Source organism: Acinetobacter bouvetii, assembly GCF_902753875.1.
GTDB classification, from domain to species: Bacteria; Pseudomonadota; Gammaproteobacteria; order Pseudomonadales; family Moraxellaceae; genus Acinetobacter; species Acinetobacter bouvetii_A.
The window spans coordinates 45,820-66,968 of the sequence record NZ_CADDTS010000042.1 but is presented as its reverse complement, the minus strand read 5'-3'; the positions used below and the strand labels follow the sequence as shown (position 1 = coordinate 66,968).

The window sequence follows — 21,149 nt, the reverse complement described above, 5'->3', positions numbered from 1 at the left end:
TTCTGTGTCTGAGCTATTGGCGCTAGTATCGAACTTTATTTCACATTGCAACAAGCTATGGTGTTTCAGAGCCAACAGCTTCGCGAATTGTACGTCATGTGGAAGACTGCTTAATTCAGTCAAACCTGTTCAATTTACCGAAGAATTTACCTGCAGGTGAAGGTATAGACTGGAATGTTGTCATCGTGGATGCCACAGAAATTCCAATACAAAGACCTAAAAAAACAGAAGAAAAGCTATAGCGGCAAGAAAAAGACGCATACCTTTAAAGTACAGGCCATGATTCACTATAAAACTCAGCAAATTCTTAGTTTATGTAGCAGTCCCGGTGCAGTGCATGATTTCGAGTTGCTCAAACGCAATTTAAATCAAATTCCTGAAGGGGCTTTTATCCTTGCAGATAAAGGCTATCAAGGAATTTATGCTGTTTTTACACTAAGAGCCTATTGCCGTTAAAAGCCAAACGGCACTGTAAGTTAGATCCTCAGCTTAAAATGTATAACCAAGAGATTAACAGAAGAAGAATCGGGATTGAGCACGTATTTGGTCGACTTAAGACCTTTAAAATTCTAGCTGACCGTTACCGAAATAGAGGTAAGAGACTCGGTCTGAGATTCAACTTAATCGCTGGAATTTACCATATGGAATTGAGTGAAAAATGACTTATGAAAGAGATCTAATTAAGTAACCTGAATCCTGCTTAAGGAGTTAAGACCATTCATCTTTGAGCTGATCGATCATTTTGATCATAAAAAGCTCTGCAATTTAATCTAATATCTGTAAAAGTTAATCCTAAAATAACGTTTATCTTTTTATTTTTATTTTTATTTTTGAAGAAAAATCCTTATCCGAGATTCAGGTTAAGTATGTTGAATTATTTTATCTAATTTATGGAAAGTCGGTATAAAATGATTAAAAAACTTATTAGTAATATAATTAGACTTAATGGAATTAAGAATTTGTTCGCAGTAAATTTCATCTTTTTTCCTAGAAATTAATATTTTATATATTATAAGTATATTGCATTTTTATAAATATGGTAAACATTATATTAATTTTTAGTTGATTTAAAAAGTGGCTTTAAAGCAACTTTTTTTAAATATAATTATTTTTACAATGGATGATTTAATAGATTTTAGAGTGTAAAACCATATTGGATGGTTTTACACTTTTATTATGATTGCTTCTTTTAAGGAAGAAGCCTGTTGTCTTCCCAATAGCATGGTATCGTAATTAAATTATTCTCGTGTAAGCGTGACCATAATCGGACACCTAAATCCCGCTGCATATTCTGTAATGTGAAATTGGAAATTAGCAGTGTGGACTTCATATTGTCATAACGGCTATACAGAACTTTATGCACCATCTCCAGACGTTTCTCATGCCGGTCATGCAAGCCATATTCATCAATCACCAATAAATCAAAACTGGAGAAATGCTCGATAACTTCCTTTTCAGAGCGTGAAGCATCTGACCAGGTGTCCATCATTTTTTGAGCAATTTCTGCACTGGTATAGTAGCGTGCAGATTTTGTACTGTTATGTAGAATGTTGCGAATGATTGATGCACTCAGATGGGTTTTGCCTGTACCTGGTGTACCAATCATCAACATGTTCGGGTTGTGGTCAGAAATAATCTGCTGTGCAAAGGCCTGACATAGTTTGATGGCATTGTCTTGTGCAGGACAGGCAACTACATAATTCTTGAAGCCACGATCCAGGTAGCGTTTATTGAGCCCTGAGTTTTTGATTTTCTGTTGTAGCAATCGCTGTTGCAGCTCATCTGCATAGGCTGCATGTGAGTGATGGACGGTTTCTTTCGCACACAATTTACAGAGCCTGTGACCGGCAATTTCCATCAGGGGTATATGATGGGTAGGGCAAAGTGTTTCTGTTGTTTCTGCGCGCAACTGGAGCGTTTTAAGCATGGTATTCATGATCCTTCTCCTAAATCCATTTGGAATTTTCTAAAAAAACCTCATTTTTTTCTTCAAAATTTGAAGATGAAGATGAAGATGAAGATGAAGATGAAGATGAAGATGAAGATGAAGATGAAGATGAAGATGAAGGGCATGGTTCAAGCATGGCTTGAGTAATACTCGGGCTATGCTCATGATTTGCTTGAGTATTTACTTTTTGTTGATTGGCTGATGCTTGAGCATTACTTGCGGATTTTCCCCAACGTGCTTGAGCTGCATTTTTAGCTTTATCAGATTTCATTTGCTGATTTTGCAATGCCTGGCTTTTTAAACTGGTTAAAAAATTTGAATGAATCTGCTCAGATTCAATTTCAAACAATTCCAGGGCCAACAGCGTATTCAACAAGGTTTTAGCCTTGGTATTTTGCGATAATTTTGTGATGCTACATACTGTCGCCAGGTCATGAGGAATAGCACCATTTTTCCAGAAATCCATCATTAACAGCAGTGCCGCACCAATTTGTTCTGCTGTCATTCGTGCAAATTTCGCCTGTAAGTCGCCAATATATAGTGGCATCCAAATTGAAATATCTTTATGCATGTGTTCACCTTTTTATAGGTATAGAGGGGCTAAGGTCATCAAGTAGATGACCTTGTATATTTATTAGATCAGGGAGCCAGGCTCATTAACCGGATGCGGGCCTGTTGGGCTAAATCATCGTAATGGGCTTGTCCATCATCCAGCATTCGCTGTAGCCAAAGTCTCAACGCCTGATGATCATCGAAGCATTTGTTAACTTTGAGTAGAAATGCCAGATTGTGCAGTTTGGGAATGTGTAGCTCATGGATTAATTCACGAGCCACCATATCTGCTTCAGGACTGACGACCACACCACCAAAGAAAGCTTTACTATTCATGTGCAAGCTCCTCTGTATTTAGTTTTTCCAACATGGCTTCAAATGCACTGCCATCACGACGGGTAACATTGGGTATGTAGCGGCTATAGACCCGGAATAGCATTTCAGTCGTTGAATGTCCCAATTGACGTGCGATCCATTCAGGATTTTCTCCTGCCGACAGCCAGAGCGTTGCTGCGGTATGACGTGTTTGATAGGCTCTTCTAGGCTTTAATCCTAGAAATCGCAAGATCGGATGCCAGACACGTTTATTCACCAGACGATAATCGAGAGGTCCACCGTCACGATTACAGAATACAAACTCTGATTTACCATTATTTAAGCTTTTCTGTTGCAGAAAAGCTTGGTAAACCCGGTCATTCATCTGGATCGTGCGGTCAGAGCCATAAGTTTTGGTTCCACCAAGAACACCATTCACTAACGCTTCTCTGATATGGATTTCACGACGCTGTAAGTCGATATTTTTCCATTGCAGACCATCGATTTCACTGGTACGCATACCCGTAAAAAAGCGAATGGTGTAATAGGGGCGGAAGTCTTCACGCACCGTGCTAAGAATTTTATGCACCTCTTCCAGAGAAAAAGGTGTGACTTCAATCTTGCTTTCCTTCAGATTGTTAATATTTTTATAAGGCGATTCAAAGTCGTATCGTTCAGCTGCATCATTGAGTATCATACGTAAAGGCGTCATGATTTGATTAATCCGCGATGCTTTCAGGCTTGTCTGATCTTTTCCGTGAGTCACTTTGGCGAGGGATGCACGGAAGTTCAGCAAGTCTGACTTCTTGATTTTTGAGAGAACCTGATTACCAAAAGCAGGAATCAAATAATTTTTAATAATAATTGAAACCTTGTGTTGATAGGATGTTCTCCATTCAACCTGTTTCTGCTTAAACCACAGCGCAGTAAACTCTTTAAAAAGAGGAACCTTGGTTTGTACAGCGATTTGTTGACTTCTTTTTTCCTTAAATTCATCGACACGTTTACTTTTGGGAAAGTACTTTTCGTATTCAAAAGTTCCCAGTGTGATTTCTGCCTCAAGCTGTTCGAGACGTTTTTTTAAAATGCGACGGTTATAGGCATTGTCTTCAAGATTGGTTGTTTCTCTGCAACGGATGCCCATGTAGCGAAAATCGGCAATCAGTTTGCCACTTCGTTCCCGGATGGTAGCCATCAATTAAACCTCCCAAGCTTTATTGCAGAGCATCCATGCTTAAACCAGTGAATTTAAGCATTTCTGTTTCAATGCGTTCCCAAACAAAAAGAATCTTGCGACCACCAAAAGGACGGATGTAGTGAACCCCTTCAATGAAGATGCTGTCCTTCATTTGGTTACGAATAGTACGAGCGTCGTACTGGATTTTTTCAGCCAGTTGCTGGGCTGTGAGATAGGTATATGACATAATAGAGCCTCATATTTTTTACTAGGTAACTAGGAAAAATTATTCCTAAGACATAAATTATCATATTTTTATGTCTTTGCAAGTACTTTTTATGATTTAACTGGGAAATTTTATGATTATTTCAAACTTGGCAGTTCTATTAGCAGAAAGGAAACTTAAGGTTGCTGATTTGGTGAGAAGTACTGGAATTAATAAATCTACTTTACATAAACTTTATAATGATGAATCTGTACGGATTGATTTTGAGACAATTGATAAAATTTGTATTGCATTAGATGTGGAAGTAGGTGATTTATTGATTTTCAAAAAAAATGATAATAATCAAAATGATAAAGACTAGTTTGGTCACAAATGGTCACATCAAAAAGTGAAATGGTCACAAATCCTTGATCATTTGGTAAAAAGTACATTGTTTGGAAGAGAACAGGTTGCTTTTTTGCCTTCAAAAAAGGCTCTGAAAGTGGTGATCGATTGAGGGCATTTAAGGTCAATTGAGACCATTTTTATTGTCGTGGGCACGCTATGGTCACATCTTGGTCACAAAATACAAATTATCTTAAGAATATTTTTTTATTGAATAGACTAACAAAGACAGGGGAATTTTCAAAAAATATAATAAAATCAACAATAAAAAAGCCCCCATCTTTCGATGAGGGCTTTTTGAATCTGGAGCGGGAAAGGAGACTCGAACTCCCGACCCCAACCTTGGCAAGGTTATGCTCTACCAACTGAGCTATTCCCGCGGAGTCTATAAAGTTTTTTAAGTGAAAAAACTAAATGAAAAAATTTTGAGCGGGAAAGGAGACTCGAACTCCCGACCCCAACCTTGGCAAGGTTATGCTCTACCAACTGAGCTATTCCCGCATGCCGTGTATAATACAGTATGCAAAAATAGGGTCAATAACTTTGTGAAAAAACTTGTATCGATTGCATAAAATAAAAGCATTTTTAGCCAAAGTGACGCTTTTGTAAACAAGATTGATCTTTGAAAAGAAAAAATGCTGTGGAATCCAATCAAGGATTTATAGCATATGCACAAAAGATTGAATCGGAACACGTTATACTGAGGTCAGAGAAACTGTTAATTTGGATTGGGAGAGTCTTCATGAATTTAGAACAACAATTGATTCAGCGACTTCAAGATTTATCACCACAACATTTAGAGGTGGTAAATGAGTCAGCGGGCCATGGGGGATATTTCCCTGGCAAAGAATCACATTTTAAAGTGATTGTGGTCAGTGAAGCATTTGAAGGCTTACGTTTAGTACAACGCCATCAAAAAATCTATGCCGCTGCGGGTGATTTGCTTGCACCTGGCCGTATTCATGCACTGGCTATTCATGCTTTTGTTCCTTCAGAATGGCAAGGCCAAGAGACGCCTAGTCCTGAATGTGCACATGCGCCAAAATCTGAATAAGGAATTGAAATAATGGATTTGCAGTTGACGGTGAAAATTGTGCATATGATCAGTGTGACCCTACTCATTGCAGTGGTCATTGCACGCGGGTTTACTTTGTTTATCGGGGTGCAGGGCAATCAGCCGAATCCGGTGGCACGCAAGCTTTTTGTGGCAGGGCAGCATCTGGCCATGACGCTCATCATTCTGACCGGTCTGACCTCATTAGTGATCAAAAACTTTGCCGTACAACCGTGGTTTTATGCCAAAGTGATTTTGTTTTTGGTGTTATTTTCATCTTTACTTAAAGCGTATAAAAAAGATGACCGCATTTTATTGGTACAACGTCGTGCCGGTTTCACGATTGCTGTAGTCGCATTGGTGGCGATTATAGGTCTGGTGCTGATTAAGCCAAATTTCGGTTAATTGTTAGACATAATTATTTTTGAAACAATGCCTGTAGGTTAAACTGCAAGCAACAGATAAATATAAACTATAGGGGGCTCCAATGCTGACACGTGTGGTTTTTAATCAAAAAGGTGGGGTCGGTAAATCCAGTATTACCGTAAATTTGGCAGCGATCAGTGCCCATCAGGGTTTAAAAACCTTATTGATCGATCTCGATCCGCAAGCCAATTCGAGTCAATACCTGTTAGGGGATGATGCGACTTATACGGTGGACAAGCCGGCATTGGAGCCAAACATTGAAAATTATTTTGAAGAAATCTTAAATGCTGGACAAAGCAAGGGGCTTTTAGGCAATGCCATTGGTTCGATTTTAAAGAACCGTTCAAAAGGTCTGGAAAGCTATGTGCATCAATCGCCATTTAAAAATCTGGATGTGCTGCCTGCCAGTCCAACTTTGGGGGCAATGGCACATGCCTTAGAATCTAAACATAAGATTTATAAATTGCGCGATGCCTTACAGCAATTGAGTGGACAATATGACCGTGTCTATATTGATACCCCACCAGCCTTTAATTTCTTTACCTTATCTGCGCTAATTGCGGCAGATCGGGTGCTGATTCCTTTCGATTGCGACGTATTTTCCAAACGTGCCTTGCAAACCCTGATTGAAAATGTCATTGAGACTCAGGATGATCATAACGATCGTCTGGAAATTGAAGGGATTGTGGTTAATCAGTTTCAGGCACAAGCCAAATTGCCACGTGAAGTGGTGCAACAGTTGAAAGATGAAAGCTTGCCTGTGCTAGACAGCATGTTGCCGCCCTCTATTTTAATGAAAGAATCACATCTTAAAAATCAACCTTTGATTCATTTGGCGACAGATCATAAATTGACGCAAGCCTATCAATCGTTGTTCAATGAAATTGAACATCAATAAGAATCGAGATTTCTGATGAAAACGATTTATCTAGGTCTGTTATTGGGCAGTACGGTTTTATTAGGCGCATGTGCGACCACAGTGAAACCGAGCTATGTATCTCCAACGCAATATCAGGCTTTAAACTGCCAGCAATTACAAAGTGAATATAACCGTATTCAGCAATATATCGACAATGGTGTCCAAGTCCCTAAAAGCACCGGTGTCGGTGTGGGTCTTGGTGTCGGTGGCGGTTGGGGCAGTCATGGTGGTTGGGGCATTGGTCCAAGCGTTTCGGTGAATATGGGACAATCTTCCAATACTAAAAAAACTGAATTATCACGTTTATTAGGTGAGCAGGAGGCGGTGGTTCAGGCAGCAAAATTTAAAAACTGTCCTATTATTATTCGCAATAAAGCTCAATAATTCATCAATCTATCGCTCTGCGCTTGGTCTTGGACTGATCACGGAGTGATAAAATCTTAGCAAAATATTTCAATTATAATTATTTTAATATCAATTATTTATGTTTTTTTATTGGTTCATTTAAACTGCTGAGGTTATATTTAGGAAATTGAAACACTTGTCACTTTTTATCAGTTTCATATAAGGTGTGGCCCTGTTAAATGGTGATGTCAGGTATTTATGATTGAGAGTTGGCTTTTTGTCTTGGCAGTGATTGCGGTATTGATGATTCCGGGTCCCACCAATGCATTACTGGCAAGCTCTGCACATCAGCAAGGCATTGCTAAAACCAGTTTGCTGATTCCGGCAGAATTGTTGGGCTATTTTTATGCCATCAATTTATGGGCCATCATTATTCATTTATGTAGTCCAATCTGGCCAAATTTTATTCATCTGCTACATCTGTTAAGTGCTGCCTATGTCATCTGGATGGCGTTTCATTTATGGAAGTCTTCGGATTTAGAAAAGCATCATCAGCGTCATCCTTCAATCCGGCCGCGACAACTGTTTTTTTCCATCTTAAAAAATCCCAAAGCTTTATTGTTTGCGGCAGGCATTTTACCTGCAGAAACCTGGAATAACCCGACCAATTTTATTTTGGTATTTGCTGCCTTCAGTTTGGTACTGTTGCCGACAGCAGTCTTCTGGATGTCCTTTGGACGTGCCATTTTGGCGGTGCAGTCCACGCAAAAAAAAGCCGATCTTTTATATAAAGGATCGGCCATGTTGCTGATTATGTGTATGTTACCGGTAATGATTCGCTTCTTTTAAGGCGCTTTTTTGAGTTTCTGACGAATAAAACCGATAATGCCGGGCAAGACACTAATAATAATGATGCCAAAAATCAGATGAGTAAAATTGTCTTTCACAATCGGCATGTTGCCAAATAAATAGCCCAAAGTAATAAAAGAACCGACCCAGCAAATGGCACCAATCGCATTAAAACTCAGGAAATATTTATAATTCATGCTGCCTGCACCAGCGACAAATGGCGCAAAGGTACGGGCAAAAGGAATAAAACGGGCAAAAATAATGGTCTTGCCGCCGTGCTTTTCAAAAAATTTCTGTGTATAGGTCAAATGTTGTTTATTAATAAAACGTGATTCAATTTCAAAGACCCGTGGCCCAATAAATTTACCAATATGATAATTTAAGGTGTCCCCCAGTACTGCAGCTGAAAAGAGCAGAACCACTAAAATAACCGGATCCATGGCCCCCGTGGATGCTGCCAATGCCCCGGCAGCAAATAATAAGCTGTCACCGGGTAAAAATGGCATGACCACCAGACCGGTTTCCACAAAAATAATTAAGAACAGAATGGCATAAATCCACACGCCATAATTAGAGATAAATTCGAGCAGATGGGCATCAACATGTAAGATAAAATCAAGCAGTTCCATGGGGCTACAGACAGCAAAAATATGCTGAAATCCTAGCAGTCTGGGACATGAAAGTCAGTACCAAAAAGCAAATAAATTGTATTTTAAAGATTTCTTCTTTTGCCATAATTTGGCTGACAAATTCGTTTTTGTTGTTAACTGAAAAAGGCTTAAGATGAGAACGTCATTAAAACAAAAAATTCATAGGTGACTTTCATGTTTAATCCGAATGCTTTTATAAAAGATAGTGTACAAGGCCCAAACACCGATGCCTTCATCAGTCTGGTTGCACGTGTGCTGATGGCCTATATTTTTCTTGTGGCAGGCTGGGGAAAAATTACAGCCTATAAAACAACCATCGCTTATATGGAGTCCAAGGGAGTGCCCGGTGCGCTACTTCCGCTAACCATTCTGGTTGAATTTGGTGGGGGATTGGCTTTGTTATTGGGCTTTCAAGCCCGTCTTGCCGCTTTAGGTTTGGCTATATTTAGTGTAGTGACCGCAGTGTTATTTCATGGCGGTGCTGAAGATAGTATTAACTTAATGAAAAATATGGCGATGACCGGTGGTCTTTTATTCCTGATGCTGCATGGTGCAGGAAAATTCAGTGTAGATAATATGCTGGAGAAACCCTTAGCGGAAGTGTCCAGAAGAGTACCCTAATACTCACGATGATCGCCATTTTGTAATTACAAAAAACCTGTGCACAGTACATAAAAGCTGCGTACAAAATAGGCCAATTTTGCTTCAATAATGATTGATGAAACTACTGTAGTGGAGTCAATCATGAAGAAAATGTTATGGGTGGTTTTTACTTCTGTTTCAATGCTTTGCACAATTTCAAGCTATGCTGGTGAAAGTAATCATATGATGATGGGATGTGATCAGCAGATGAGGAATGGAAATGGTCATATGATGAAAGGGTGTGATCATTGGATGATGAATGAAAATGGTCACAGAATGATGGCTGTAGCAGAAGTGAAAAAACTGGCAGATCAAACGATGGTCATGCTATCCGGCACAATTGTCAAACACCTGCGTGGCGATCATTTTGAACTGAAAGATGGTACAGGTTCTATTGATATTGATGTAGATGAAGATTTGTGGAGACCCTTAGCTTTAAAAGTTGGTGATCAGGTGAACGTCATGGGCGAAGTCGATGCACATGCTAATAAAGCCAGTAGTATTGATGTGATGAAAATAGAAAAAATGACCAGTTCAAAGGATAAATGGATGTGGTACAACCAGCACTAATTTAAACAGTGTGCTTTAAAACCACACGGTAAAAGATTATTGATTCAATTGAAAAAATGGGGAAAGTGAATATGCCCCTCACGATAGGCAGAAGGGGATCCAATAAGCTCAAATTGCAAAATAAGCAAAGCGCCTGAACAGGTGCTTTTTGCTGTTCGAAATATAATGCAATCAACTAAATGAAACCCTTGTGCGAATAGTGTGCTTAATGTATGGAAAAATGATAGAATGCAGCGCTTATTTCGTTTGCCTTGCATAGTTGTTTGTCATGACTACCAATACTCAAATCACTGAAGACCGTATCCTGATCTTGGACTTCGGTTCTCAATACAGTCAGCTGATTGCACGTCGTGTACGTGAAGCTGGCGTATATTCTGAAATGTATGCCTATGACATGTCTGAAGAAGACATTCGCGCATTTAATCCAAACGGTATCATCTTGTCCGGTGGTCCTGAAAGTGTTCATGAAGAAGGTAGTCCACGCGCGCCTGAAGTTGTATTCAACTTGGGCGTACCTGTATTGGGTATTTGCTACGGCTTGCAAACCATGTCTGAACAGCTTGGCGGTAAAGTAGAGCCAGGTACAGTGCATGAATTTGGTTATGCAGCGGTAGATGTTTTAGTACGTGACCAGCTTCTTGGGGATTTAAACGATGGCGAAAACAAACTCAATGTTTGGATGAGCCATGGCGATAAAGTCAGTGCGATTCCGGAAGGTTTCCAGGTGACTGCCAGTACACCAAGCTGTCCATTTGCAGCGGTAAGTGATGAAAAACGTCGTTTCTACGGTGTACAGTTCCACCCTGAAGTGACGCATACTGCAAAAGGTGCCGAGTTATTATCTAACTTCGTACACAGCATCTGTGGTTGCCGTAATCTTTGGAATTCTGAAAACATCATCGACCTGCGCGTAGAACAGTTACGTGAGCAAATTGGTGATCAAAAAGTTCTACTTGGTCTTTCAGGTGGTGTAGATTCATCTGTAGTTGCTGCACTTTTACACCGTGCGATTGGCGATCAGTTGACTTGTGTATTTGTAGATAACGGCTTGCTTCGTTTGAACGAAGGCGAGCAAGTGATGGACATGTTTGCCAAAAACATGGGTATTCGCGTAATTCGTGCCGATGCTGAAAACCGTTTCTTGTCTGCGCTTGCAGGTGAAGTTGATCCTGAGAAAAAACGTAAAATCATTGGTCGTGAGTTCATTGAAGTATTTGCTGAAGAAGCACGTAAGCTTGATGGCGTAAACTTCCTTGCTCAAGGTACGATTTATCCAGACGTGATTGAATCTGCTGCAACCAAAAATGGTAAAGCACACGTGATTAAATCTCACCACAACGTGGGCGGTTTACCGGAAGATTTAGCCTTTGAACTGGTTGAGCCAATTCGTGACTTGTTCAAAGATGAAGTACGCCGTTTAGGTACCACTTTAGGTCTTCCTTACGAAATGCTTTACCGTCACCCATTCCCAGGTCCAGGTTTGGGCGTGCGTATTTTGGGTGAAGTGAAAAAAGAATATGCAGACATCCTACGTTTAGCAGATGATATTTTCATGCAGGAACTTCGTGCTAGTGGCTGGTATGATAAAACTGCTCAAGCCTTCGCGGTATTCCAGCCAGTTAAATCTGTGGGTGTCGTAGGTGATGGCCGTCGTTATGCATGGGTGATTGCACTTCGTGCGGTTGAAACTGTTGACTTTATGACAGCACGTTTTGCTCATCTTCCATATGAGTTGGTTGATAAAATTTCGACTCGTATCATGAACGAAATTAAAGATGTTTCACGTGTGGTTTATGACGTGTCATCTAAGCCACCAGCAACAATTGAATGGGAGTAAAACTGGGCTTTCACGAAGCACTGCTTCGTGCCAGTTTTACGCCAAGCGCTGCGCGCGGCAGAGGGGATTTCTAAAAGCGATAGCTTTTAGCCGATTTTACGCCAAAGGCTGTGCCTACGGCAGTGAGGGGTTTCGGACAGTACTCCTGTCCGTCTAAATTACGCCATGAGCAAAATTCAAAGTGCTGCTTTGAATTTTGTGCAAGATGCGTGCGACAGTTGAATCAAAGCTAAATCCCTCGATTGAAAAGGACGCGAAAGCGTCCTTTTTTATATTTTTGCAAATTAAATACTTAATAGAAGAAAATGAATTTGTCTATATCGAATTATTGTGCTGTTTATAAATGAAGCTATCGACTAAAAAGAACTCAATTTATTTTAGGGTACGAATAGGCTGCAAAATCAATAAGTATTTGGACACCCATTCTTCTTTAATTTGGACATTTTAATAAACGTATTCGTTAATTTTTGCAATGTTCCTCAGTTGGCAATGTGAAGACCATGCCACTCACCAATGAGCTAATACGATTACTTTCAGCCTTACGCTGCTTAGTATTCACCGACAGGGCGTAGATGATCATTGTGTCTCGATACATTTTTTCAGGCTCAACTTCATAGTCAATTTTCGAAGCACAAACCATTTGCCTACTGACTTTGTGTGATGCTCTACGATAGACTTCACGATCATCACTAGCCAAAGTCAGCTTTCTTCGTAATTCTTTTGCATACTGCATATATACGCTAACAAATTTGGGGTTATTTCCATATTTGAGATTTATATATCCCTCAATATCATCTCGCACACCATTGCTGTTTGCATCAATCCCACCGATGGTTTTTGTTTTATCTTCATTTTTTAGGAAGTTCGATGTTCTTACTTCTTTTAGTGCATTCTGAATACTTGGATTAAGAAGCGAGGAACAGCCTGTCAAAAATATACTTAAGTAAATCAGTGCAATAACTGTTTTTTTCATAGTAATCATTTTACTTTTTTCATTTAAATTTCGTTTTAGATACAAAGAGTGTCTGAAAATCAGAGTGTCCAATTAAAAGAAGAATCTATGTCCAGTACGATATACTATTAAGTGTCCAATTGGACAAGAATATGCAATAGGCTATTAAACCGAATGAAACTTTTTTTATAAAAATAAGCAAAACCGATTTGATGAAGACAATTCTTAATCCTTACAAGTATAAATCGCCACTTGATTGCGGCCATTTTTCTTGGCTTGATACAGCGCAATATCGGCATTTTTAATCAGCAGGTTCAAGTCATTTTGATGCGGTTGCAGCTGAGATACGCCAATCGAAACACTGAAATTGAAGAAGAATTTATCTTTAATGCAGATTTGATGGCCTTCAATTTTTCGACATAAGCGATTGGCAATGGCAATGGCATCTTCCAGTGTGGTGTTAGGAAGTAAGGCAATGAATTCTTCTCCGCCAAAACGCGCTAGTACATCGCTATAACGCATTTCCCGACGCGCAATGTCAGCCAGCACACGCAGTACTTCATCACCGACATCATGCCCATAGGTATCATTAATATTCTTAAAAAAGTCGATATCAAACATCAATAAACAGGCCAAATTATAGCGAGGCCATTTGTGAATCGCCTGTTCGGCAACCTGCATAAACTGTCTGCGATTATTCAGCTGGGTTAATTCATCGGTATGCGCCAGTTCAGTTAGGGCGTAATAACTCCAATCATTTAATAATGCACGTAAAAAATTGCGTTTAGAGTTTAAAGTGTTATTCCAGCTGATATACATGCTCAGTAGCAGCACCGGGGTATAAATGATAAAGAATAAAGCTACTTCCTCTAAGCTGACTAACTGGATGACGCCCTGAAAAATGACCGTACTAATCAAGGCTGAAGTAAAAATTGAATTTCTAAAGGAAACCTGTATGCATAAACTGCCCAACAGAATAAAAATGACTGCCGCATAAATGTAGGTATGCACAACCGGGCTGTGTGATAGAAGCAAAAGTTGAAGCCATACGGCTGCTCCGATAGCCACGTACACCGGCAGCAAGCTATCTAAAACTTTAATATTCTTGCAGTAACGAAAAGCCAGCCAGTTGATCAATACCGTTATCAACACCAGACTGAGGCGCATAATCCCGGATAGCATGCCTACTTCTGGCAATAACACCCAATCTACGAAGAAATAGCATAAAAAGGTCAGTTGACCAATCAAATTAACGCATTTTAAAAAGTGTCGTTGGTGTTTATTCTGATAGTCCAAATAGTATTGTTGAAATTGCTCTGGAATAAGGGTAGTCGGGTTTTGTAATTGGTATTTTATGGCTTTTTTATTTTCAATATTGCACAGCTGTTTGGGCAAAATGGCAGCTGTCGAATAAGGGTGTCCATTCTCCCAAAGCTGATGAGTCCCTGCATCATTATGCGAACGAATAGGCTCCTCCTTTGGCATGTGATTCCCCCTCTTTTTTTATGGGATTGGTAAGGGAGAGATATTATGCTGAGGATAAAACCTTGTATATAAAATACGCAGGGATTGGCTGGGATAATTGTGACAAATTTTATTTTATCTATAAAATTCATATGAATAGGGTAATAATATTAAATGGATTAACGGCTCCTAACAGATTTTGATTAAGAAAAATTTCAAAAATGATATTGTCCTATACATGGTATTCAGCGTATTAACTTAGCTATAGGCTGAACAGCCAAGAGCCTATATGATTCATCAGGATAGATCAGAAGATAAAAAGCAGCTTCATTCGTGAGATTCAGGATTGCAATATGACCAATAGCAACTATACCGAGCTGTCCGATTCGGACGATTGTGAAAAATACGTGAACCAGTTTATTCAGGAATTTCCTTTGCGTAGCGCGGAAATTGGGCAGGGTACTGTGATTAAACGTGCCTTACCCAGCCGGCACAAACGCCTGATTGGGGCATGGTGCTTTTTAGATCATGCGGGTCCGGTCACTTTCCCTCAAGGCGATGGTCTGGATGTTGGACCTCATCCACATATCGGTTTGCAGACCTTCACCTGGATGATTGAAGGCACCATGATGCATACCGACAGTTTGGGCACCAAACAGCTGATTCGTCCCAAGCAGGTCAATTTGATGACAGCAGGTTATGGTATTTCCCATACCGAAGTCGCACCGGAAACGGAAACCCATATGCATGCGGCTCAGCTTTGGATTGCCTTGCCAGATGACAAAATTAATATGGCGCCACGTTTTGATCATTATCCAGAATTGCCGGTGGTGGAAAAAGATCAGGTTGAATTTACGGTTTTAGTGGGTGAATTTTTACAAACCCAATCTCCGGTAGAAGTACATAGTGAATTGCTGGGCGTTGATCTCACCGCCAAGGAATCCACCACCACCCGAATTAAACTGAATCCAAAATTTGAATATGGTTTGATGGCTTTGGAAGGTTCAGCGGAGGTCAATGCGCATGAACTGAATGAAGACAATATGGTGGTTTTGGAGCCGGGTGTAGAGGAAATTGAAATCCGTTTACATAAGGGCAGCCGCGTTTTATTGCTGGGTGGAGAACCCTTTGAGTCACCTATTCTGCTGTGGTGGAATTTTGTCGGCCGGACGCAGGAAGAACTGTGTAAAGCGCGGGATCACTGGATCAGTCAGGATGAACGCTTTGGCACCATTCCAGATTATCCGGGGCCACGCTTAGAAGCGCCGGCATTTCCAGATAAAATGCGTCCCTCTAAATAACCATAAAATAAACTTATAAAATTCAGGATTTTGACTTATGGCAATCATTGCAACTGCAGAAGTACGTAGCTTGGCCGAACCTTGGGCGGGGGAGATCAAAACCGGAACCCATCAATTGATTACCGACAAACCGGCTTCCTTTGGTGGGCAGGACCGCGGGCCTGCGCCTTATGACTTGCTTTGTTCAGCATTGATTTCCTGTACCATGATTACGCTGCGCATGTATGCCAGTCATAAAGGAATAGAACTGGGCGAGTTTTCGGTAGAGGCAGATTTTAATGCCAATAAAGAAGGCAAAGAATGGATTGAACGGCGTTTGTCTTTTGCCCAGCCATTATCGGATGAATTAAAAGACAAGATGTTGGACATTAGCAGTAAAACGCCTGTGACCAAGACCTTGTTACGCAGTTTAGAAATTAATACGGTTCTGCTTTAAGCTGATCAAGAACTCGAAATGACATTTTGTAGCATACAGGATGTCATTTTTTTAGGTTTTGGGTTTATAGTCAGCGTATAAAAAATCAAGGTGAAAAATAATGATTACACTGCACCACTTAGATCAATCTCGCTCTTTCCGGATTTTATGGGCCTTAGAAGAACTGGCTCTGGATTATCAGGTGAAGTTTTATAAACGCTTACCGACTTTTGCCGCGCCACCTGAATTAAAACTGGTGCATCCTCTGGCGAAAGCGCCTGTGTTGACGGATGATCATCAAACCATTGCCGAATCCGCTGTTATTTTGCAATATCTGCAAGAAACCTATGATGAAAAACAGAAATTTAAACCACAGAATAAAAAGGATCAGCATCAGTATCGCTACTGGATGCACTATGCCGAAGGTTCGCTGATGCCTTTATTGGTGATGCAACTGGTAATGAGCAATGTACCTAAACATGTGCCCTGGCTGATTAAACCGGTCGCGCAAAAGATTACTGCAGGAGTAAAGTCCGGGTTTATTCACCCGCGTTTAAAAGATCATATTAGCTATCTGGAAGATTACTTATCCAAGCATGACTATGTTGCGGGAGAATTTTCTTTTGCCGATATTCAGATGTGGTTTCCTTTAGATGCGCTACAGTCCAGAACATCGGGTTCATATCCTCACATTAGTGCTTATATCAAACGTCTTTCCGAGCGACCGGCTTTTCAGCGTGCCAAATTTAAAGAACAAAATCTGGCTTAATTTTATGCTGTTGGGTTTACACAACAAGGATGAGATAGCGCATATGACTAGCTTAGCTTGTAAAGACGTTCTTTGGGGAAAATCACTTTAAAGGTCGAGCCTTGATTTTCTTTGGATTCAATTTCCAGATGTGCGCCGTGTTGCATCAACACATGTTTGACAATGGCCAGACCCAGACCGGTGCCGCCAGTTTGCCGGCTACGCGCGCTATCAACACGATAGAACCGTTCAGTTAGGCGCGGCAGATGTTTAGGGTCAATGCCGATGCCGGTATCCTGCACGGTAAAGATGCCGTGTTCGCCATCATCATGCCAGCCCATGGTAATGGTGCCACCTTTAGGGGTGTATTTGATGGCATTGGTAATCAGGTTGCTAAAGGCACTGGCCAGCTCCATGTCCGAGCCGATCAGGTCACAATGGCTGTCAATATCCAGATTCAGGGTATGGTGGTAGTCCACGTTATAAGCCTGAGCATCATCAAACAGCTGATTCATTAAACTTGGCATTTCAATGATCTGATTTTTAGCAATTTTTTTGTCATTTTCCAGACGCGACAACAGCAATAGATCATTCACCAGCGCATTCATGCGTTTGGTTTGTGCCTGCATTTGATCGAAAGCACGTTTCCAACGTGGATTTAACTCTTCCTGATCGGTAAAAGTTTCAATATAGCCACTGAGGACGGTAAGCGGGGTGCGCAATTCGTGGGAAATATTGTCGACGAAGTCTTTGCGCATCTGTTCCAGATTATGCATCCGGGTTACGTCATAGGCCACCAACAGGCGGCTTTCACCGCCAAAGCGGGTCATTTTGACTTGGACATAATGGTCTTCAAAGGCGGAAGATTTCATTTTCAGGCCATCGGGAGCCTGATCAATATTGTTGAAATATTCAATAAAACTGGGCTGACGCAAAATGGTTAAAATATTGCGGCCTCGGTCTAGAGGTTGAATGCCCAGTAGTTTTTCAGCGGCCGGATTCCACCATTCAATCTGATGCAGTTCATCAATCAGCACCACCGCTTCCGCCAGCGCCACCAGTGAAGATTGCGCCCGATCAATCAGGCCGACCATTTCTGCCTGAACAATCCGTTCCTGACGCTGGGCACGATAGACATTAAACAGTAATGCGCCCCAGATGCCATCCAGATTGGGCGGGACATCGTAAGGACGGTTGGAAATCCATTCATTGACCAGATACAGTGAACGCAGTTGCAAGGCAAAGAACACGCTAAAGGCAATTAAAATAAAAATCCAGAAATACCCAACCCCCAAGCCAATTAACGCTGCAATCAGCAGTAAAAAGGCCAGCAGACGTAAATCTTGTTTGGCAAAAGTCCATAAACTGCTGTAGCGGAATCGTTTATGTTCTCGTGCAAGTTCAGGGACGGGGTAGGGTTCATACATAAAACAAGATTTACCTAGAAAACGACTAGCCTAATGCGACATCTGCGCGGGTTGAGAAACGATAACCTGTGCCACGGACTGTCTGTACATAACGGTCTGCCCCAAAAGGTTCCAGCACTTTACGCAAACGACGGATATGGACATCAATGGTACGGTCTTCAATGTATACGTTACCACCCCAGACCTGATCCAGCAATTGAGCGCGCGTATAGGCACGTTCCGGATGAGTCATGAAAAAGGCCAGTAAACGGTATTCAGTCGGTCCCATATCTAAAATATTTTGACCATGACTTACCCGTTGGCTCACTGGATCCAGCACCAGACCATTGGCATCAATGGTTTTTTCGCCACTTAAGGCATTGGCACGGCGTAACACAGCTTTAATACGTGAAACCAGTTCGCGGGTAGAAAAAGGTTTGGTCATGTAGTCATCGGCACCGGCATCCAGGCCTTGAACTTTATGATCTTCTTCACCGCGAGCCGTCAGCATAATCACTGGGATTTCAGACAGGGTTTCATCGCGTTTCAGGCGGCGGCACAGATCCACTCCGCTAACGCCACCGGGTAACATCCAATCCAATAAAATAAGCGCAGGACGTTGATCCACAATCATTTGGTGGGCTTGTTTTGCATCTTCAGCCTGTAAGCACTGAAAGCCTGCCATATCTAAAGAAGTATGAATCATCTCTCGAATGGGAAGTTCGTCATCGACGATTAATATATAGTCATCTTTCACAACGCAATATCCTATTTGATGGTAACGGTGGGCCGTTTTGTATTTATGACAGGCTTATTACAAAGATTTATTATGACAGTATCATTGCAGAAAAGGGCTATCTGCCGATTTTCGCAAACAATTGTGACAATTTTTATGACATTCATTTAAGAATTTAAAAAAATCAGTCATATAAATATATTTAATTCAATGTCTTGTAAATATTTCAGCCTATTCATAACGATGAGTCTTCTTTTTTAATTTTTTTTTCTTTTTCTGAAAAAGTATTCAGCAGAGACAAAAATACGATACTGCAAGAAGATAAAACATCTTCCATGGACTGGTTGAAATCGTTGACGACCCAGCGAATGGCAATTTGGGTCACGTAACCATTTAACCCGGTGGCGACTAAAGAAATTTCATGTTCCGAGCGGTCGAGATGAGGCATCATCAGCATGACAAAAGCCTGAATCATCCGATCAAAACGCGTCATGGTTTCATGAATAGTAGCTTGATTATGCAGTTCTTGCACCAGCATGGCATCAATATAGATAATCCGCGCCATATGCGGATTTTCTTTGAGGGTGGTGAGCAGCGCTGTTAAGCCGTCTTCAATCATTTTTTTTGGGTCGGTGGAAGCCTGCATGATGGCTTGCATGACGTTGTGTTGTAACTGGTCAATCAGCTTTAAAAAGATGGTTTGAAACAGATCTTCGCTTTTCTTAAAGGATTCATAAAAATAGCGCTCGGTTAGTTTGGCTTCATTACAAATGTCTTTGACTGTGACCGCAAAAAAACCATGTGTACCATAGGCTTCAATACCGGCTTCAATCAGTTTTTCACGGCGTGCCTGTTTACGTTCAGTTAAAGACAAGCCTTTAAATTGACGTTCTTTGGTTTTAGACGATTTTTTTTGTTTTTCTTCAATAGTTTCGCGCTGTGCAGTCATAAATGTCGTGTGCCAATTGAATGATCGGTTTTGTCCTATATTAACAACAATTTAAGCTCAGACCTATGCCAGAACAAAGCTGAACGGTTTTTTCCAGACAGGATTCATCGGATATTATATTGACAATGATTATTGTCAAAATTATATTGAAGGAGTCAACGACTCATCAGCATCACAGAAAAACAATGCATAGGATGAGATGGGTGAGCTAGCAAACTGAATAAGGATTGGTCATGAAAAATTTTAAAAATAAAGTCGCAGCAATTACCGGCGCGGGTTCGGGTATTGGACAACAATTGGCCGTACTTTTGGCTAAACAAGGTTGTCATTTGTCTTTGAGTGATGTGAATGAACAAGGTTTGGCAAACACCGTTGAGCTGGTCAAAGACAGCAATGTACGGGTAACTACGAAAAAAGTGAATGTGGCTCATGTAGAAGAAGTTCGTGCCTGGGCTGCTGAAACGGTACAAAATCATGGTTCAGTGAATATGATTTTTAATAATGCCGGCGTTGCACTAGGTTCAACAGTAGAAGGCGCTTCTTACGAAGAACTGGAATGGATTGTGAATATCAACTTCTGGGGTGTGGTCTATGGCACCAAAGAATTTTTGCCTTTAATCAAGCAGTCGGGTGAAGGTCATATCATCAATATTTCCAGTCTGTTCGGTTTAACCGCTCAACCGACTCAGTCGGCTTATAATGCGACCAAGTTTGCAGTGCGCGGTTTTACCGAATCCTTGCGTCAGGAGCTGGATCTGGAAGATTGCGGTGTGAGTGCATTATGTGTTCATCCGGGTGGTATCCGTACCAATATTGCCAATGCAGCCAAAATGAATGACAGTATCCGGACTTTAGGCATGCATCCGGAAAAATCGGCCAAGTCATTCAACAAATTATTACGCTGCCCACCTGAAGAAGCGGCGCGCCAAATTTTAGAAGCGGTGCAAAAAGACAAGCGTCGTCTATTGATTGGTAACGATGCAAAAACGCTGGATCTCATTCAGCGTATTTTGCCGACCGGCTATCAAAAAGTGACGGCGTTTGCGACCAAATTGAGCAATAAAAGCAATCAGACTTCTTAGTCGTATTAATTTTAAAAAACCCGCATCAAGCGGGTTTTTTATGCTCTGATGATTGCCTTTTGAAACGAATGCTCAGGGTTTAAATGGCGGTTTGGAAGAGTTGGGCATCGATTATGTGGTGCTTTATCCAAGTATTTCATGATTTCCCATTCATTCAGCCAATGAATACTTATGTTTTGGTACGGGGCGGAATTTTTTTGCT

The 21,149-nt window shown here is 40.9% G+C and carries 25 protein-coding genes, 2 tRNA genes and 2 pseudogenes; 16 read left to right on the top strand and 13 right to left on the bottom strand.

The window, feature by feature from the left end; translation table 11 throughout:
• Window positions 1–38: 38 nt before the first annotated feature.
• The 3 genes and pseudogenes from FB6_RS16670 to FB6_RS16610 all read left to right on the top strand — a co-directional run.
• A pseudogene (locus tag FB6_RS16670) lies at window positions 39–242 on the top strand (transposase family protein); the annotation flags it as partial.
• Window positions 175–456 (top strand): transposase, encoded by a 282-nt coding sequence (locus tag FB6_RS16615; RefSeq protein WP_004858381.1) that lies wholly within the window; start codon window positions 175–177, stop codon window positions 454–456. The pseudogene FB6_RS16670 and the gene FB6_RS16615, both read left to right, overlap by 68 nt.
• Window positions 457–539: 83 nt before the next feature.
• A pseudogene (locus tag FB6_RS16610) lies at window positions 540–662 on the top strand (IS5/IS1182 family transposase); the annotation flags it as partial.
• A gap of 527 nt (window positions 663–1,189) precedes the next feature.
• Here FB6_RS16610 and FB6_RS12850 read toward each other — a convergent pair.
• The 5 genes from FB6_RS12850 to FB6_RS12830 all read right to left on the bottom strand — a co-directional run bounded on the left by FB6_RS12850 (window position 1,190) and on the right by FB6_RS12830 (window position 4,239).
• A complete protein-coding gene (locus FB6_RS12850) occupies window positions 1,190–1,936 on the bottom strand; it encodes an ATP-binding protein (protein WP_004858377.1) in 747 nt (248 codons plus the stop codon).
• Between the two features lie 10 nt (window positions 1,937–1,946).
• Complete coding sequence (locus FB6_RS12845; protein WP_174560363.1) at window positions 1,947–2,519, bottom strand: DUF1376 domain-containing protein; 573 nt, start codon at window positions 2,517–2,519, stop codon at window positions 1,947–1,949.
• A 68-nt stretch (window positions 2,520–2,587) separates the two neighbouring features.
• Window positions 2,588–2,836 carry a hypothetical protein gene (locus FB6_RS12840; protein ID WP_004858371.1) on the bottom strand — a complete coding sequence of 83 codons (249 nt, stop codon included), beginning with the start codon at window positions 2,834–2,836 and terminating at the stop codon, window positions 2,588–2,590.
• Entirely contained in the window at window positions 2,829–4,010 is a 1,182-nt protein-coding gene (locus FB6_RS12835) for a site-specific integrase (RefSeq protein ID WP_004858369.1), read from the bottom strand. The genes FB6_RS12840 and FB6_RS12835 overlap by 8 nt, the downstream gene beginning before the upstream one ends.
• A gap of 19 nt (window positions 4,011–4,029) precedes the next feature.
• Window positions 4,030–4,239, bottom strand: a complete 210-nt coding sequence (locus FB6_RS12830; protein ID WP_004858367.1) for a hypothetical protein — start codon at window positions 4,237–4,239, stop codon at window positions 4,030–4,032.
• 112 nt (window positions 4,240–4,351) lie between these two features.
• Between FB6_RS12830 and FB6_RS12825 the strand changes: the two genes are divergently transcribed.
• Window positions 4,352–4,579, top strand: a complete 228-nt coding sequence (locus FB6_RS12825) for a helix-turn-helix domain-containing protein (protein ID WP_004858363.1) — start codon at window positions 4,352–4,354, stop codon at window positions 4,577–4,579.
• A gap of 327 nt (window positions 4,580–4,906) precedes the next feature.
• On the opposite strand, the gene FB6_RS12820 is transcribed toward FB6_RS12825, so the two are convergent.
• Both FB6_RS12820 and FB6_RS12815 read right to left on the bottom strand, forming a co-directional pair.
• Window positions 4,907–4,982, bottom strand: a tRNA-Gly gene (locus FB6_RS12820).
• Window positions 4,983–5,030: 48 nt separating this feature from the next.
• A tRNA-Gly gene (locus FB6_RS12815) sits at window positions 5,031–5,103 on the bottom strand.
• 241 nt (window positions 5,104–5,344) lie between these two features.
• On the opposite strand from FB6_RS12815, the gene FB6_RS12810 reads away from it, so the two are divergent.
• The 5 genes from FB6_RS12810 (at window position 5,345) to FB6_RS12790 (ending at window position 8,195) form a co-directional block, all read left to right on the top strand.
• Window positions 5,345–5,656: a BolA family protein gene (locus FB6_RS12810; protein ID WP_174560362.1), complete on the top strand. Its 312-nt coding sequence runs from the start codon at window positions 5,345–5,347 to the stop codon at window positions 5,654–5,656.
• A gap of 12 nt (window positions 5,657–5,668) precedes the next feature.
• Complete coding sequence (locus FB6_RS12805; protein ID WP_174560361.1) at window positions 5,669–6,061, top strand: SirB2 family protein; 393 nt, start codon at window positions 5,669–5,671, stop codon at window positions 6,059–6,061.
• Window positions 6,062–6,143: 82 nt separating this feature from the next.
• Window positions 6,144–6,980 (top strand): ParA family protein, encoded by an 837-nt coding sequence (locus FB6_RS12800; RefSeq protein ID WP_174560360.1) that lies wholly within the window; start codon window positions 6,144–6,146, stop codon window positions 6,978–6,980.
• 15 nt (window positions 6,981–6,995) lie between these two features.
• Window positions 6,996–7,385: a hypothetical protein gene (locus FB6_RS12795; protein ID WP_174560359.1), complete on the top strand. Its 390-nt coding sequence runs from the start codon at window positions 6,996–6,998 to the stop codon at window positions 7,383–7,385.
• Window positions 7,386–7,604: 219 nt separating this feature from the next.
• Window positions 7,605–8,195: a LysE family translocator gene (locus FB6_RS12790; RefSeq protein ID WP_174560358.1), complete on the top strand. Its 591-nt coding sequence runs from the start codon at window positions 7,605–7,607 to the stop codon at window positions 8,193–8,195.
• Here FB6_RS12790 and FB6_RS12785 read toward each other — a convergent pair.
• Window positions 8,192–8,824 carry a DedA family protein gene (locus FB6_RS12785; RefSeq protein WP_174560357.1) on the bottom strand — a complete coding sequence of 211 codons (633 nt, stop codon included), beginning with the start codon at window positions 8,822–8,824 and terminating at the stop codon, window positions 8,192–8,194. The two genes, FB6_RS12790 and FB6_RS12785, sit on opposite strands and share 4 nt — an antisense overlap.
• Before the next feature lie 195 nt (window positions 8,825–9,019).
• Between FB6_RS12785 and FB6_RS12780 the strand changes: the two genes are divergently transcribed.
• The 3 genes from FB6_RS12780 (at window position 9,020) to guaA (ending at window position 11,894) form a co-directional block, all read left to right on the top strand.
• Window positions 9,020–9,466, top strand: coding sequence for a DoxX family protein (locus FB6_RS12780; RefSeq protein ID WP_174560356.1), 447 nt, complete (start codon window positions 9,020–9,022; stop codon window positions 9,464–9,466).
• 123 nt (window positions 9,467–9,589) lie between these two features.
• Entirely contained in the window at window positions 9,590–10,057 is a 468-nt protein-coding gene (locus tag FB6_RS12775) for a NirD/YgiW/YdeI family stress tolerance protein (protein WP_174560355.1), read from the top strand.
• A gap of 268 nt (window positions 10,058–10,325) precedes the next feature.
• Window positions 10,326–11,894, top strand: coding sequence for a glutamine-hydrolyzing GMP synthase (gene guaA / locus FB6_RS12770; protein WP_174560354.1), 1,569 nt, complete (start codon window positions 10,326–10,328; stop codon window positions 11,892–11,894).
• Window positions 11,895–12,354: 460 nt separating this feature from the next.
• Here guaA and FB6_RS16605 read toward each other — a convergent pair whose 3' ends face one another.
• Both FB6_RS16605 and FB6_RS12755 read right to left on the bottom strand, forming a co-directional pair.
• On the bottom strand, window positions 12,355–12,867 hold the full coding sequence (locus FB6_RS16605) for a hypothetical protein (protein WP_254592242.1): 513 nt from the start codon (window positions 12,865–12,867) through the stop codon (window positions 12,355–12,357).
• A gap of 204 nt (window positions 12,868–13,071) precedes the next feature.
• On the bottom strand, window positions 13,072–14,331 hold the full coding sequence (locus FB6_RS12755) for a GGDEF domain-containing protein (protein ID WP_174560352.1): 1,260 nt from the start codon (window positions 14,329–14,331) through the stop codon (window positions 13,072–13,074).
• Window positions 14,332–14,663: 332 nt separating this feature from the next.
• On the opposite strand from FB6_RS12755, the gene FB6_RS12750 reads away from it, so the two are divergent.
• The 3 genes from FB6_RS12750 to FB6_RS12740 all read left to right on the top strand — a co-directional run bounded on the left by FB6_RS12750 (window position 14,664) and on the right by FB6_RS12740 (window position 16,795).
• Window positions 14,664–15,611, top strand: a complete 948-nt coding sequence (locus FB6_RS12750; protein WP_174560351.1) for a pirin family protein — start codon at window positions 14,664–14,666, stop codon at window positions 15,609–15,611.
• Window positions 15,612–15,648: 37 nt separating this feature from the next.
• Window positions 15,649–16,047, top strand: a complete 399-nt coding sequence (locus FB6_RS12745) for an OsmC family protein (RefSeq protein WP_174560350.1) — start codon at window positions 15,649–15,651, stop codon at window positions 16,045–16,047.
• Window positions 16,048–16,147: 100 nt separating this feature from the next.
• Complete coding sequence (locus FB6_RS12740; protein ID WP_174560349.1) at window positions 16,148–16,795, top strand: glutathione S-transferase family protein; 648 nt, start codon at window positions 16,148–16,150, stop codon at window positions 16,793–16,795.
• Between the two features lie 47 nt (window positions 16,796–16,842).
• Here the strand turns inward: FB6_RS12740 and phoR are convergent, their stop codons facing one another.
• The 3 genes from phoR to FB6_RS12725 form a co-directional block, all read right to left on the bottom strand.
• A complete protein-coding gene (gene phoR, locus FB6_RS12735) occupies window positions 16,843–18,201 on the bottom strand; it encodes a phosphate regulon sensor histidine kinase PhoR (protein ID WP_174560348.1) in 1,359 nt (452 codons plus the stop codon).
• Between the two features lie 25 nt (window positions 18,202–18,226).
• On the bottom strand, window positions 18,227–18,937 hold the full coding sequence (gene phoB / locus FB6_RS12730) for a phosphate regulon transcriptional regulator PhoB (RefSeq protein ID WP_174560347.1): 711 nt from the start codon (window positions 18,935–18,937) through the stop codon (window positions 18,227–18,229).
• 214 nt (window positions 18,938–19,151) lie between these two features.
• Complete coding sequence (locus FB6_RS12725) at window positions 19,152–19,865, bottom strand: TetR/AcrR family transcriptional regulator (RefSeq protein ID WP_174560346.1); 714 nt, start codon at window positions 19,863–19,865, stop codon at window positions 19,152–19,154.
• A gap of 233 nt (window positions 19,866–20,098) precedes the next feature.
• Between FB6_RS12725 and FB6_RS12720 the strand changes: the two genes are divergently transcribed.
• Window positions 20,099–20,947 (top strand): SDR family NAD(P)-dependent oxidoreductase, encoded by an 849-nt coding sequence (locus tag FB6_RS12720; protein WP_174560345.1) that lies wholly within the window; start codon window positions 20,099–20,101, stop codon window positions 20,945–20,947.
• The last annotated feature ends 202 nt before the right edge of the window (window positions 20,948–21,149 follow it).

Excerpts from the sequence above, each read along its gene's own strand:
- FB6_RS16615 (WP_004858381.1), top strand. The coding sequence starts at position 175 with ATGTTGTCATCGTGGATGCCACAGAAATTCCAATACAAAGACCTAAAA.
- FB6_RS12850 (WP_004858377.1), bottom strand. The coding sequence starts at position 1,936 with ATGAATACCATGCTTAAAACGCTCCAGTTGCGCGCAGAAACAACAGAA.
- FB6_RS12845 (WP_174560363.1), bottom strand. The coding sequence starts at position 2,519 with ATGCATAAAGATATTTCAATTTGGATGCCACTATATATTGGCGACTTA.
- FB6_RS12840 (WP_004858371.1), bottom strand. The coding sequence starts at position 2,836 with ATGAATAGTAAAGCTTTCTTTGGTGGTGTGGTCGTCAGTCCTGAAGCA.
- FB6_RS12835 (WP_004858369.1), bottom strand. The coding sequence starts at position 4,010 with ATGGCTACCATCCGGGAACGAAGTGGCAAACTGATTGCCGATTTTCGC.
- FB6_RS12830 (WP_004858367.1), bottom strand. The coding sequence starts at position 4,239 with ATGTCATATACCTATCTCACAGCCCAGCAACTGGCTGAAAAAATCCAG.
- FB6_RS12825 (WP_004858363.1), top strand. The coding sequence starts at position 4,352 with ATGATTATTTCAAACTTGGCAGTTCTATTAGCAGAAAGGAAACTTAAG.
- FB6_RS12810 (WP_174560362.1), top strand. The coding sequence starts at position 5,345 with ATGAATTTAGAACAACAATTGATTCAGCGACTTCAAGATTTATCACCA.
- FB6_RS12805 (WP_174560361.1), top strand. The coding sequence starts at position 5,669 with ATGGATTTGCAGTTGACGGTGAAAATTGTGCATATGATCAGTGTGACC.
- FB6_RS12800 (WP_174560360.1), top strand. The coding sequence starts at position 6,144 with ATGCTGACACGTGTGGTTTTTAATCAAAAAGGTGGGGTCGGTAAATCC.
- FB6_RS12795 (WP_174560359.1), top strand. The coding sequence starts at position 6,996 with ATGAAAACGATTTATCTAGGTCTGTTATTGGGCAGTACGGTTTTATTA.
- FB6_RS12790 (WP_174560358.1), top strand. The coding sequence starts at position 7,605 with ATGATTGAGAGTTGGCTTTTTGTCTTGGCAGTGATTGCGGTATTGATG.
- FB6_RS12785 (WP_174560357.1), bottom strand. The coding sequence starts at position 8,824 with ATGGAACTGCTTGATTTTATCTTACATGTTGATGCCCATCTGCTCGAA.
- FB6_RS12780 (WP_174560356.1), top strand. The coding sequence starts at position 9,020 with ATGTTTAATCCGAATGCTTTTATAAAAGATAGTGTACAAGGCCCAAAC.
- FB6_RS12775 (WP_174560355.1), top strand. The coding sequence starts at position 9,590 with ATGAAGAAAATGTTATGGGTGGTTTTTACTTCTGTTTCAATGCTTTGC.
- guaA (WP_174560354.1), top strand. The coding sequence starts at position 10,326 with ATGACTACCAATACTCAAATCACTGAAGACCGTATCCTGATCTTGGAC.
- FB6_RS16605 (WP_254592242.1), bottom strand. The coding sequence starts at position 12,867 with ATGAAAAAAACAGTTATTGCACTGATTTACTTAAGTATATTTTTGACA.
- FB6_RS12755 (WP_174560352.1), bottom strand. The coding sequence starts at position 14,331 with ATGCCAAAGGAGGAGCCTATTCGTTCGCATAATGATGCAGGGACTCAT.
- FB6_RS12750 (WP_174560351.1), top strand. The coding sequence starts at position 14,664 with ATGACCAATAGCAACTATACCGAGCTGTCCGATTCGGACGATTGTGAA.
- FB6_RS12745 (WP_174560350.1), top strand. The coding sequence starts at position 15,649 with ATGGCAATCATTGCAACTGCAGAAGTACGTAGCTTGGCCGAACCTTGG.
- FB6_RS12740 (WP_174560349.1), top strand. The coding sequence starts at position 16,148 with ATGATTACACTGCACCACTTAGATCAATCTCGCTCTTTCCGGATTTTA.
- phoR (WP_174560348.1), bottom strand. The coding sequence starts at position 18,201 with ATGTATGAACCCTACCCCGTCCCTGAACTTGCACGAGAACATAAACGA.
- FB6_RS12725 (WP_174560346.1), bottom strand. The coding sequence starts at position 19,865 with ATGACTGCACAGCGCGAAACTATTGAAGAAAAACAAAAAAAATCGTCT.
- FB6_RS12720 (WP_174560345.1), top strand. The coding sequence starts at position 20,099 with ATGAAAAATTTTAAAAATAAAGTCGCAGCAATTACCGGCGCGGGTTCG.